Origin of the sequence: Streptomyces sp. NPDC059897, from assembly GCF_042730865.1 — a bacterium.
GTDB lineage: Bacteria > Actinomycetota > Actinomycetes > Streptomycetales > Streptomycetaceae > Streptomyces.
Genome location: NZ_JBHWKQ010000004.1, coordinates 83,265 through 95,473 on the forward strand (window position 1 = coordinate 83,265; position 12,209 = coordinate 95,473).

Genomic DNA, 12,209 nt, shown 5'->3' on the forward strand with positions numbered 1-12,209 from the left:
ATGTACCACTCCGTCGACGACTGCTCCGACGACCCCTACAACGTCACCGTCTCCCCCGAGCGGCTGCGCCAGCAGCTGAGCTGGCTGCGCTCGCGCGGCCTTCGCGGGGTCGGCGTCGCCCAGCTCCTCGACGCCCGCCGCCGCGGCCTCGGGCGCGGACTGGTCGGCCTGACCTTCGACGACGGCTACGGCGACTTCGTCGAGAACGCGCTGCCGCTGCTGCGGCACTACGAGTGCACCGCCACGGTGTTCGTGCTGGCCGGCCGTCTCGGCGGCGAGAACGCGTGGGACGCGAGCGGACCGCGCAAGCCGCTGCTGACCGCGCAGGGCATCAGGGCGGCCGCGGCGGGCGGCATGGAGATCGGTTCGCACGGCCTCCTGCACGTCGACCTCACCACCCTCGACGAGGACGAGCGCCGCGCCGAGATCCAGCGCAGCAGGGCGCAGATCGGCGAACTCATCGGCGGTACGGTGCACGGCTTCTGCTACCCGTACGGAAGCGTCGACGCGCGGACCGTGGAAGCGGTGCGCCGCGCGGGCTACCGCTACGGCTGCGCCGTCTCCCCCGGCCCGCTGACCGGCGTGTACGCGATGCCCCGCGTCTTCGTCGGGCAGCGCGACGCGCCGTGGCGCCTCGAACTCAAGCGCCGCGTCCACCCGGGCTGCCGACACGCCTGGAAGCCGGGGGCGGGTGCGCGATGAAGGCGCTGCACGTCATCACCGGCCTCGGCGCGGGCGGCGCCGAACAACAACTGCGCCTGCTGGTACGGCACTTGCCGGGCACCCACGACGTACTGACCCTGACCAACCCGGGGCAGGTCGCCGCCGGGCTGCGCCACGACGGGGTGCGCGTCGCCCACCTCGGCATGGCGGGCAACCGGGACCCACGGGCACTGCCCCGCCTCGCGCGCTTCATCCGTGACGGGCGCTACGACCTGGTGCACACCCACCTGTACCGCGCCTGCCTGTACGGGCGGATCGCGGCGCGCCTCGCGGGCGTGCGGGCCGTCGTGGCCACCGAGCACTCCCTCGGCGACGGCCAGATCGAGGGGCGCCCGCTCACCTCAGGGGTGCGCGCCCTGTACCTGGCGGGCGAGCGGCTGGGCCGGGCGACGATCGCCGTGTCACCGGCGGTGGCCGAGCGTCTCGGCCGGTGGGGTGTGGCGCACCACCGGGTGCACGTCGTCCCGAACGGTGTCGACGTCGACCGCTTCGCCTTCGACGCCGCCGCCCGCGCCGCCGTCCGGCGCGAACTGGGCCTGCCCGCCGACGCGTTCGTGATCGGCGGGGTCGGCCGGCTCGTCGCGGGCAAGCGGTTCGACGTGCTGATCGCCGCGCTGCGCGAACTGGGCGGCGACGTACGCCTGCTGCTCGTGGGCACCGGCCCCGAGGAGGAGGCGCTGCGCCGGGCGGCGCGCGAGGCGGGCGTGCTCGACCGGGTGCACTTCGCCGGGGAGCGCCCGCACACCGCCGACGGCCCGGCGGGGACGGTCGTCGATCTGCCGGCCCTGATGTCCGCGATGGACGTGCTGGCCGCCCCGTCCGTCGACGAGGCCTTCGGCCTGGCCGTGGTGGAGGCGCAGGCCTGCGGTCTGCCCGTCCTGTACGTCACCTGCCCGGCCCTCGACGACCTGCCAGGAGGCGCCGGGGAGCACGCCGTCCGTGTGCCGTGCTCGTCCACCGCGTTCGCCCGCGAGGTCCGAAGACTCGGCGCCGCGCCCGCGGGCCCCAGGCCCCCGACGCGCGCGGCCCTCCACTACAGCATCGCCCGCAGCGCCGCCCTGCACCACGAGGTGTACGCGACGGCCCTGGGCGCACCGACATCCGCACCCCAGGAGTGATGACGTGAAGACCGAAACCGCACAGGACACCGAGGCCCCCCGCGCGCTGTCCGCCCGCATCGGCGGCAGCCGCAAACCGCCGCGGTGGTGGCCGCTGCCCGTGGGCATCGTGGTCGGCGCGATCGCCGGTGCCACGTACGGCGCGGTGAGCACCCCGCAGTACACGGCGACGAGCTATGTGATCGCCGTGCCCACCAAGCAGTCCGACTCGATGTCCGCGCTCGGCTTCGCCCAGGCGTACAGCCGGGTGGCCACGCAGGTCGCCGTTCTCGCCGACGCCCAGGACAAGGCGGGTGTGTCGGTGCGGACCCTGAAGTCCCAGGTGCGCGCCGAGACCTCGCCGGACGCGCCGATGGTGGCCCTGTCCGCGGCGTCGGCGCAGCCCGCGCAGGCCAAGAAGATGGCCGATGCCGTGGCCCGCGCGCTCACCGCCAGTGCGAGCGAGGCCAAGGGCGACACCCATGTGAAGCTGCTGCGGTTCTCCAAGGCCGTCGAGCCGACGGAGCCCTCGACGCCGTCCACCGCGCTGACCACCCTCGTGGGCGGTTGTGCGGGCGGGCTGCTCGGCGGGCTCGCGCTGCTGGTACGACCGCGCCGCGAGGCCGGTGCGGCGACGGCCACGGTGCCCGCGCCGGCGGCCGGGCTGCGCGGTGGCGCCTGATGACGACTGGCGACGCCGGGTGCCTCGTCAGCGTGTGCACGGACGCGGCCGAGTTCGCCTCCCTGCGCGAGGAGTGGAACCGGCTGCACCGGTCGTCACCGAGCGCGACCCCGTTCCAGAGCCACGCCTGGCTGCACTCGTGGTGGCTGTCGTACGGGGAGGCGGGCGCCCTGCGCGTCGTGCTCGTCCGCCGCGACGGACGGCTGATCGCCGCCGCGCCACTGATGCGTCGGCTGCGCCCACTGCCCGTGCTGACGCCGCTCGGGGCAGGCATCTCCGACTTCAGTGACGTCCTCGTGGACGCGGAGGCGAGCGGATCCGCGGTGGAGGCGCTGGGCGCGGAGCTGTGGCGCCTCGCCGCGCACACGGTGATCGACCTCAGGGAGGTCAGGCCGGGCAGTGCGGCACAGTCGCTGCACGACAACTGGCCGGGCCTGCGCCGCCGTTTCGACGACTCGGCGTGTCTTGAGCTGCCCGCGCTGCCGATGGACGAACTGGTGCAACGCCTGCCCCGGCCCCGTGCGCAGCGGGCGCGGGCCAAGATGCGCAAGCTGGACGCCACCGGGATCGAGCGCCGGGTGGTGCCCGCCGCGGAGGTCGACGCGTCGGTGCGCCGACTGCTGGCACTGCACCAACTGCAGTGGCAGGAGCGGAAGGTGACGACGGAGCACGTGAAGCCGCGCTTCGCCGAGCACCTGTCGCGCTCGGCCGCCCTGATGGCGCAGACCGGCGACGCGGTCGTCACGGAGTTCACCCTGGACGGCGCCGTCGTGGCGGCCGACCTGACCTTCGTGTCACCAAGGCTCGCGGGCGGTTACCTCTACGGGGCACACCCGCGACTGCGGGAACGCAAGATCGACGTGGCGACGATGCTGCTCCGCTCGAGCACCCAGCACCTTCAGGAGGGGGCACGGTCCCAGGTGCTGAGCCTGCTGCGCGGCACCGAGCCGTACAAAATGCACTGGCGGCCCGAGCAGCTCGTCAACCAGCGCCTGCTGCTCGCGCGCCCCGGTTCCGCACCCCAATTGGCCGCGCTTCTCGCGGCCATCGGCGCCCGCTCCGGCGCCAAGCGGGCACGCCGGGCCTGGCGCGACCGTGGTGGCGGCCCCGCCTGACAGGACGGGGCCGGCACCATGGTCGTACCGGCTCAGTTCTTGTCCAACCACCAGTCGAAGCGGACGCACACGGTGCCGCCGAGCCAACTCTCCACCCAGTCGCCCAGGTTGATCTGCCGGCACTTCGCCGGCTGCGTCGGCTGCGTGGGAGCCGTCGGCTTCGGGGGCGCGGTCGGCTTGTCGCGTCCGGTCAGCATGGACCGGTAGGCCTTGGACGCCTTCGGGTTCTCGTCGCACTGCCACACACCGTGCGGGCAGTAGTCGGTCAGGGTGTTGTAGAGCGGCTTGTGCTCGTCCATCCAGGCGAGCATGCGCCGCATGTACTCGGCGTTGTCGCCGTTGCGGAACAGTCCCCACTCCGGGTAGGAGATCGGCTTCTTGTGCTCCTTGGCGAAGTCGACCTGTTTCTGCAGTCCGTAGGGCTCGGTGATCTGTTCGTCGAAGGATCTGCCCGCCGGCTGGTCGTAGGAGTCCATGCCGACGATGTCGACCACATCGTCGCCCGGGTAGCACTCGGTCCACGGCACGGCGTCGCGGCCGCGGCTCGGCGTGAAGTCGAAGCGGAACTTCTGCCCCGGCACCGAACGCATCGTCTTCACGATCCGGTTCCAGTACTTCTTCCACGCCGCGGGGTCGGGGCCGCAGCGGTGCGTGTACGTGGTGCCGTTCATCTCCCAGCCGAGCACCACGACCGTGTCCGGCACCTTCAGGTCGACCAGACGCTGGGCCAGGGTCTTGAAGTGCCGGTCGAAGTCGCCCTGGGCCCCGCGCCGCAGCATGATCGCCACCTCGGCGTCCGAGACGCCTGCCTCATTGCGCTCCAGCATGGGCACGTTGAGCACGAAGGTCCGGTCGTCGCGCGCGTTGCGCCACTTGGCCCAGGCGTCGAGGAAGTCGGGCGCGCCCTCGATGTTGACCCACCGGTCGCCGGGCAGATACGTGTGCCCGACGCGGAGGTCGGCGCCGCCGAGCCAGTTCGACAGTTTCGTCATCCGGGTCACGCCCTGGGGCCCGTAGTCCAGATAGGCGCCGAAGGCGGGGAACCTGCCCTTGGTGCCCGCCCCTGAGGACGGGGCGGTGGGGCTCGTGGAGGCCGTGGGCGTCGGGGTGCGGGTGGGGGTCGGCGCAGGGGGCGCCGAGACGGAGGGGCTCGGGCCGTCGCGGGCGACGGCGTCCGCGTCCTCGAGGGACACGGACGATCCCGACACGACGACGAGCGGAACCAGGGCCCCCGCCGCGATCAGCGGGAGCCGTCTCCGGCTCGTCCGGCGGTGTTTTCCGACCATGCATGCTCCTCGTCCCGCGCTCGCTCCATTCCTGACACTCAGTCATATGTATGCTCATGACGCCATTCGTGGATTCGCGGATGCCCCCTTTCGTCACCCTCACGTGTCACCCGCGGGCCGACACATGCGCCCCGGCCCTCTTTTGGGGTGAGCTTGCGGGCGAACGAGTGAAGGGGCTCCTCCCGGCACCCCCGGAGGTGTTCCACTGGTTCCGGCACGAGGGCGCCCGCACTGCCTTCCTCCCAGCCGTCGGCCTCGCGCCGTGGGGAGGCAGCCGACGACGGCCGCGCCCTCTGCGGGTCGGGAAGTGCACGGGGGCCTTCCCGGCCGGACGCCCGCACCGGGCGGCCACGGTCGGCGGCGCACTCGACATTCGCCCTCAGACGGCGGCGACGTCGATCGACTTCTCCCTGAACGCCTTGGCCATCAGGGCAGACATGGCCTTCCTGCCGAGGCGGCCGGTCTGCATCCGCTGCATGGCGGTGCGCAGCACCTTGTCCTTGCGGGTCTGCGGGACGAACATCGTCAGGCCCATGGTGCGGCCGGACTTCTGCTGGACGGCCATGTAGGGGCGCAGCTTCTGGTCCCATTCGCGCAGCGCGCGAGGGGTGTTGCCGGGGTTGCGCTGGAGGAGGGTGCCCAGGAGGTCGGCGCCGGCCATCGCGGTGGAGGCGCCCATGCCGGAGTAGAGGGTCAGGCACCAGGCGGCGTCGCCGAGGAGGACGACGCGGTCGGTGTGCCAGGTGTCCATCTCGACCTGGTGGACGGAGTCGAAGAGGTGGTCGTCGGCCTGCTCGAACTGCTGGAGCAGGTGGTCCAGGACGGGCCCCGTCGGCTGTGGGCCGAACGCGGCGCGCAGGGAGTCGACGGGCGGGCGGCGGAACTGGGCGTCCTCGTCGTCCGTGCGGTAGTTGAACAGCAGTCCGGGCGCGTGGTCGGCGAACGGGAACGTCCACACCGAGCGGCCGGGTTCGGCCAGGACGATGCCGTCCTGGAGCCGGTAGCCGGGCACCGGCTCCTTCATGACGGTCGCGGCGATGATGTGGTGCAGCGGCCGCATGAACTCCTCGTCCGGGCCGAAGGCCAGGCCGCGCACCGTGGAGCGCAGCCCGTCGGCGCCGATCACGAGGTCGAAGCGCTCCGTGACCTCTGAGGGGTCGTCACCTGTGGTGGTCCGGAGGGTGACATCGACGCCGTCGGGGTGTTCGTCGAGGGCGGTGGGGGTGGTGCCGTAGCGGATCTCGGTGCGCGGCGCGACGGTGTCGTAGAGAGCGGCCTCGATGTCGCCGCGGAGTATGAGGCGGGGGCCGCCGGGCAGGTCGCCGTAGCCCATGCCGGGGCGGCGTCGGCCGTCGCGGTCGATGTCGTAGGTGATGCCGTCCAGGGCGGAGCGGTTGCCGATGGCGTCGAGGACGCCCATGCGCCGCGCGGTGGCGCGGCCGGTCTCGAAGAGGCCGATGAAGTATCCGGCGGCGCGGCGCCCGGGGGCGCGCTCGACGACGACGGGCTCCCAGCCGACCTCGTGCAGGCGCATCGCGGCGGCGAGGCCGCCGATGCCCATGCCGACGACCAGTGCGCGGGGTGCGGGGATGCTCATGGCTGACTTCCCTCTTCCGTCCGGGGCGGCCGGGTTGGCGGCTTCTCCGACCGCGAGAAGCCAAACGGAGAAGCCTTCTCCGTTTCGAGGGTTTACCGTACCATCAAACTGGAGACACCATCTCCAGTTAATCCCGGCCGCCGGCGCGGCAGCGCCACCCGTGGGCCGGATTTCCCACCCACCGGGAACGCCCCACTGCGCCCGCCCCTCCCCCGTGCCACGCTCCGACCGCCTGATGCACCGCACTGCCACCGCGACCGGGAGGACGACAACACATGGGCGGCCCGCACACCTTGGCCCGCCTCGCCGACTGGGCGGCCGACGCCCACGGCGACGCGGAGGCCCTCTCGTTCCGCGGCACCAGCTGGACGTTCCGCACCCTGCGCGAACAGGTCGACCGGGCCGCGCGGGCCCTGATGGCGCAGGGGTTGCGCCCTGGTGAATCGGTCGGTGTCTGGGCGTCCAACAGCGACCGGTGGGTGGTCGCCGCGCTCGGCGCCCTGGCCGCGGGCGGCGTCCTCGTGCCGGTCAACACCCGCTACCGCGCCCCGGAGGCCGCCGACATCCTGCGCCGGGCGCGTGCCCGCGTACTGCTGGCCGAGCACGACTTCCTGGGCCGCGACTACCGCGCCGAGATCGAGGAAGGCCATGAACTGCCCGCCCTGGAACGGGTGGTGGCCCTGCACCACGACGGTGAGTGGGACGCGTTCCTCGCCTCCGGCGACGCGGTCACCACCCGCGAACGCGAGGAACGGTCGGCGGCGGTGACCCCGGACGCGCCCAGCGATCTGCTGTTCACCTCGGGGACCACGGGCCGCCCCAAGGGCGTGATCGGCGAGCACGGGCAGGTGGTGCGGGCCTCCCGTGACTGGGCGCGATCGGTGACACTGCGATTCGGTGACCGGTACCTACTGGTCAACCCGTTCTTCCACACGTTCGGCTACAAGGCGGGCTTCGTGGCCTGCCTGTTGACGGGCGCGGCGGTGCTGCCGGAGCCGCTGTTCGACGCGGCGCGGGTCCTGGAGCGGATCGAGCGCGACCGCGTCTCGGTGCTCACGGGCGCGCCGACGGTGTTCCTGTCCCTGCTCAACCACCCGCGGCGGCCCGACCGCGACCTGTCGTCGCTGCGCATGGCGGGCACCGGCGCCTCCAACATTCCCACCAGGATCATCGAGCAGATCCGTGAACTCGGCGCGCACACCGTGTTCACCGCGTACGGGCTCACCGAGACCAACGGCTTCGCCACCATCTGCTCGCCCCACGAGGACACGCACACCCTGGCGCACACGGCCGGGCCCGCGATGCCCGGCACCGAGGTCCGGATCGACGCCTCGGCGGGCCGGTTCGCCGACGGCGAGGGCGAGGTACTGATCCGCGGCTACCAGGTGATGCGCGGCTACCTCGACGACCCGGACGCCACCGCCGCCGCGCTCGACGCCGACGGCTGGCTGCGCACCGGAGACGTCGGACGCCTCGACGAACGCGGCTTCCTGACGATCACCGACAGGCTCAAGGACATGTTCCTGGTCGGCGGGTTCAACGCCTACCCGGCGGAGATCGAGCAGGCGCTGCGCGGCCATCCGGCCGTCGCCGACGTGGCCGTCGTGGGCGCGCCGGACGAGCGGCTCGGCGAGGTGGGGGTCGCGTACTGCGTCGCGGCGGACGGCGCCGGGATCGACGCGGCGGAGCTGGCCGGGTGGGCGCGGCAGCGGCTCGCCAACTTCAAGGTGCCGCGCGCCTTCGTCCCCCTGGACACGCTGCCGCACAACGCGGCGGGCAAGGTCGACAAGGTCACGCTGCGCGAACACGCCCGCCAGGAACGGCCGTCCCGGGCGTGAGTAGACGGCCGGGCCCGGGTCCAACTCTCTTATATGCGCCTCACGTTGACCGTCTCCATAGGAGCCCACATGAAGTACTCCGTCGTCCTCCCCGTCGGCCTCGGCGTACTCGGTGAGCCCGCCGAGGTGCTGCGGATCGCCCGGCACGCCGAGACCCTCGGTTTCGAGTCGGTCTCCGCCGTCGAGCACGCCGTCGTGGTGAGTGACACCGACAGCCGTTACCCCTACGCGCCCGACGGGCGGCTTCCGCTGCCGAACGATCTGCCCTACCCCGACCCGCTCGAACTGCTCGCCTTCCTCGCCGCGGGCACGGAACGGCTCGGCCTGTCGACCGGCGTGCTCGTGCTGCCGAACCACAATCCGTTCGTCCTCGCCAAGCGCCTGGCCACGCTCGACCGGTTGAGCGGGGGCCGGCTGCGGATCTGTGCCGGACTCGGCTGGATGCGCGAGGAGATCGAGGCGTGCGGCGGCGACTTCGCGCGGCGCGGCCGGGCCGCCGACGAGTCGATCCGGCTGATGCGGGAGCTGTGGGCGTCGACTTCCCCCGAAGGCCTCTCCTTCCGGGGCGAGTTCCACACGGTCGAGGGCGCACACAGCTACCCCAAGCCGCACGCGGGCCGCGCCGTCCCCCTGCACATCGGCGGCCACTCCCCCGCGGCGGCCCGCCGTGCGGGGCGGCTCGGCGACGGCTTCCAGCCGCTCGGCCTGGCGGGCGACGAACTGACCGCCGCCCTCACCCTCGTACGAGAGTCGGCGCGTGCGGCCGAACGAGAGCCGGGGGACGTGGAGTTGACGCTGGGGGCCACGCTGCCGCGCGCCGCGGACGGGGCCGAATGGGCCGAGTCGATGGGTGCCGACCGGCTCGTGCTGTCCGGGTCCCGGCGGGCGACTTCCCTGGACGCGTTCCTGGAGGAAATGGCGGACTGCTCGGCGAAGTTGGGACTTTCGTTCCGCCATATGCCGGAGGCATGAACAGGCAGCAACCTTGGCCGCCTTCCGCCGGTTGGGATGCACGGACGGGACGCTCGGTGCTTCCATGGAGAGCTCAACGCACCTCAAGCGGGGTAGGCCGAGGAGCAACAACCATGAGCACGCCGACCTCACCCGTCTTCGACATCCACGTCGTCGACGCCGGAGACCTCGTTCTCCTCCACGCACGCGGAGAACTGGACCTGAACACGGCGCCCGGCCTGGACCGCGCGCTGGTCCCGCTGCATCCGCGCCGCTGCGAACTCGACTTCGCCGACGTGCCGTTCACCGACTCGACCGGCATCAACCTCCTCGTCCGCCATCATCGCCTTGCCGCCGACGCGGGAGGCAGCCTGCGCCTGATCGCCGTCAGCAGGCCGGTCCGCCGGGTCCTGGACATCTCCGGCACCACCGGCCTGCTGCTCGCCACGCCCGAACCGCCCCCGGAGGGCGCCACCGGCCGCTGACCTGGACGTCGCGGGTCTACACCTTCGCCGCCGCCGGCCGGGGCTCGCGGCCCACCGCACCGAGGCGCCCGCCGCGAGCGAGCGCCGCCACGGACGCCGCGCACCCGAGGCCGGTGAGCGTCAGCGCGCACCAGGTCAGCCACAGGGCGTCGTGCCGCACGGCGAAGTCCCACAGGGCGCCCGTGGCCAGGTTCCCCAGGGTGATGCCGAGGCCGGAGACCGTGTTGTAGAGGCCGTAGTGCGTGGCGACGAGGCGGTCGCCGGAGAGCGCCACGACGGTGTCCATCTCGAAGGGGTAGACGACCGCGCCGCCCATGGCGAGCAGGGCGACGGCGACGACCAGCGCGCCGACGACCGCCCACGCCGTGCCGGACGGGGCCAGCGCGAGCGGCAGGAACGCGAGGCCCATCGCGGTCAGCCCGCGCACCAGCGCCCGGGGCGGGTCCCAGCGCCGCTTCGCCCAGCCCGTAAGCCGCAGTTGACCGGTCACGGCGACCGCGGCCGACACCACGAACAGGCCGCTGGTGACCCACGTCCCCCGGTCGCCCAGGACGCTCCGCGCCGCGAGCGGCAGCGCCAGGTACACCTGGAAGGTCAGCACGTACGAGCCGATCATCGCGAGGGCGAAGAGCAGGAAGGGCCGGTTGGCGACGACCGTGCGCCACTGGGCGAGCACGCCTTCACGGTCCGCTTCCGCCCCTGCTCCGCGCCGCTCGGGCAGTGCCCGGGCCTGGAGGACGGTGAGCGCGGCGAACACCAGGGCGGCCGTGGTGCACACGAGGCGGAAGTCCGCGGCCAGCAGGGCGAGTCCGACCAGCGGGCCGAGCAGCATGCCCGCCTGGTAGTAGACGTTGAAGGTGGCGAAGGCGTCCACGCGCCGCTCGCCCGCCTCGGCGGCCAGATACGCGCGTACGGCGGGGTTGAACAGGGCGCCCGCGAACCCGGTGGCCGCCGACGCGGCGATCAGCGTCGGCAGATTGTCGACCCAGCCGAGCAGCCCGAAGCCGACGGTGCGCAGCAGGCAGCCCGCCATGATCGGCGCCTTGTAGCCGAAGCGGTCGGCGAGGGTGCCGCCGATGAGGAACATGCCCTGCTGCGAGAAGTTGCGCACGCCGAGCACGAGCCCGACCGCCCAGGCCGCGAGGCCGAGCGCGCCGGAGAGGTGGGCGGCGAGGTAGGGCATGAGCATGTAGAAGGCGAGGTTGATGGCGAACTGATTGACCATCAGCAGGCGTACGGGGGCGGAGAAGGAGCGGGTCTGCCGCCAGATCCCGGTCATCACCGCTCCACCCCGGCCCTGGTCTCGTTGGCCCGTCGGGCGTCGGCGGCGAGCGGATCAACGATGTGTGTGCACCTCGTCCAGCGGGTGACGACGCGGTCGCCGGGCCCTTCGATCTCGTCGGGGTCGTCGGCGGGCGGATCGCCGCCGAGCAGGCCATTCGCCCGGCAGTACGCGTCGTCGAAGACGGTGCCGACATAGCGTTGCGGCCCGTCGGGGAACACGGCGACGATGCGGTCCTCCGCGGGCAGCGTGCGGGCCAGCCAGCGGGCCACGAGGGCGACGGCGCCGACGCTCCAGCCGCCGGTCGCGTAGTGGCGGCGGGCCAGATGCCGGGCGGCCCCGACCGCCTCGGGCGCGTCGACCCAGTGCACCTCGTCGAACAGGTCGTAGGCGACGTTGCGCGGGTGGATGCTGCTGCCGAGGCCGCGCATCAGCCGGGGCGCGGCGGGCTGGCCGAAGATGGTCGAGCCGGTGGTGTCGACGCCGACCACGCGCAGGTGCGGGAAGAATCCGCGCAGCACCCTGGCGATGCCTGCCGAGTGGCCGCCGGTGCCCACGGAGACGACGAGGGTGTCGATCCGGCCGAGCTGGGCGACGAGTTCATGGGCGAGCGGGGCGTACGCGGCCACGTTGTCGGGGTTGTTGTACTGATCGGGGCACCAGGCGTCGGGCTGCCCGGCCAGGATCTCCGCCACGCGCCGGCGCCGCGCCTCCTGCCAGCCGCCGACGGGGTGCGGGGTGTCGACGAGTTCGACATCGGCGCCGTAGGCGGTGAGCAGGCCGGTCATGAGCGGTTCCATGCCGGGGTCGGTGACGACGGTGACCGGGTGCCCGTACGTGCCTCCGGCCAGTGCCAGGCCGAGGCCGAGGGTGCCGGAGGTGGACTCGACGATGCGCGCGCCCGGGGCCAGCCGGCCGCGTTCGCGGGCCGCGCGGACCATGTGCAGGGCGGTGCGGTCCTTAATGCCGCCGGGGTTGTGGCCTTCGAGCTTGGCCCAGAATCCGCGGCCCGCGGCCGTGAAGGGGGCGCCGATCCACAGCACCGGTGTGTCACCGACCAGTCCCGCGGGGGTGCGTTGGGGTCGCTTGGTGTCGGCGAGCAGTTGTGCGGGCGCGTCGGGCATGCGGGTGGTCGTACTCGGGTTCATGGCGT

General features: G+C 72.9%; 11 protein-coding genes. 7 read left to right on the forward strand and 4 right to left on the reverse strand.

The window, feature by feature from the left end; all coding sequences use genetic code 11:
- The 4 genes from ACFV9W_RS06450 to ACFV9W_RS06465 are packed head-to-tail and all read left to right on the forward strand — an operon-like array spanning window position 1 to window position 3,617.
- On the forward strand, window positions 1-702 hold the full coding sequence (locus tag ACFV9W_RS06450; protein ID WP_385756551.1) for a polysaccharide deacetylase family protein: 702 nt from the start codon (window positions 1-3) through the stop codon (window positions 700-702).
- Window positions 699-1,841 carry a glycosyltransferase gene (locus ACFV9W_RS06455; RefSeq protein ID WP_385756190.1) on the forward strand — a complete coding sequence of 381 codons (1,143 nt, stop codon included), beginning with the start codon at window positions 699-701 and terminating at the stop codon, window positions 1,839-1,841. The genes ACFV9W_RS06450 and ACFV9W_RS06455 overlap by 4 nt, the downstream gene beginning before the upstream one ends.
- 4 nt (window positions 1,842-1,845) lie before the next feature.
- On the forward strand, window positions 1,846-2,502 hold the full coding sequence (locus ACFV9W_RS06460; protein ID WP_385756192.1) for a lipopolysaccharide biosynthesis protein: 657 nt from the start codon (window positions 1,846-1,848) through the stop codon (window positions 2,500-2,502).
- A complete protein-coding gene (locus ACFV9W_RS06465; RefSeq protein WP_385756193.1) occupies window positions 2,502-3,617 on the forward strand; it encodes a GNAT family N-acetyltransferase in 1,116 nt (371 codons plus the stop codon). The genes ACFV9W_RS06460 and ACFV9W_RS06465 overlap by 1 nt, the downstream gene beginning before the upstream one ends.
- 32 nt (window positions 3,618-3,649) lie before the next feature.
- On the opposite strand, the gene ACFV9W_RS06470 is transcribed toward ACFV9W_RS06465, so the two are convergent.
- Together ACFV9W_RS06470 and ACFV9W_RS06475 are read right to left on the reverse strand one after the other, a co-directional pair.
- Entirely contained in the window at window positions 3,650-4,903 is a 1,254-nt protein-coding gene (locus ACFV9W_RS06470) for a glycoside hydrolase family 26 protein (RefSeq protein ID WP_385756195.1), read from the reverse strand.
- Window positions 4,904-5,282: 379 nt separating this feature from the next.
- Window positions 5,283-6,500: an FAD-dependent monooxygenase gene (locus ACFV9W_RS06475; RefSeq protein ID WP_385756197.1), complete on the reverse strand. Its 1,218-nt coding sequence runs from the start codon at window positions 6,498-6,500 to the stop codon at window positions 5,283-5,285.
- Between the two features lie 275 nt (window positions 6,501-6,775).
- Here ACFV9W_RS06475 and ACFV9W_RS06480 point away from each other — a divergent pair, with 275 nt between their 5' ends.
- The 3 genes from ACFV9W_RS06480 (at window position 6,776) to ACFV9W_RS06490 (ending at window position 9,774) form a co-directional block, all read left to right on the forward strand.
- Window positions 6,776-8,338, forward strand: coding sequence for a FadD3 family acyl-CoA ligase (locus ACFV9W_RS06480; RefSeq protein WP_385756198.1), 1,563 nt, complete (start codon window positions 6,776-6,778; stop codon window positions 8,336-8,338).
- Window positions 8,339-8,407: 69 nt separating this feature from the next.
- On the forward strand, window positions 8,408-9,310 hold the full coding sequence (locus ACFV9W_RS06485) for an LLM class F420-dependent oxidoreductase (RefSeq protein WP_385756199.1): 903 nt from the start codon (window positions 8,408-8,410) through the stop codon (window positions 9,308-9,310).
- Between the two features lie 113 nt (window positions 9,311-9,423).
- A complete protein-coding gene (locus tag ACFV9W_RS06490) occupies window positions 9,424-9,774 on the forward strand; it encodes an STAS domain-containing protein (RefSeq protein WP_385756201.1) in 351 nt (116 codons plus the stop codon).
- 16 nt (window positions 9,775-9,790) lie between these two features.
- Here the strand turns inward: ACFV9W_RS06490 and ACFV9W_RS06495 are convergent, their stop codons facing one another.
- Together ACFV9W_RS06495 and ACFV9W_RS06500 are read right to left on the reverse strand one after the other, a co-directional pair.
- Window positions 9,791-11,053 (reverse strand): MDR family MFS transporter, encoded by a 1,263-nt coding sequence (locus ACFV9W_RS06495; RefSeq protein ID WP_385756203.1) that lies wholly within the window; start codon window positions 11,051-11,053, stop codon window positions 9,791-9,793.
- Window positions 11,053-12,204, reverse strand: coding sequence for a PLP-dependent cysteine synthase family protein (locus ACFV9W_RS06500; RefSeq protein ID WP_385756205.1), 1,152 nt, complete (start codon window positions 12,202-12,204; stop codon window positions 11,053-11,055). The genes ACFV9W_RS06495 and ACFV9W_RS06500 overlap by 1 nt, the downstream gene beginning before the upstream one ends.
- Window positions 12,205-12,209 lie beyond the last annotated feature (5 nt).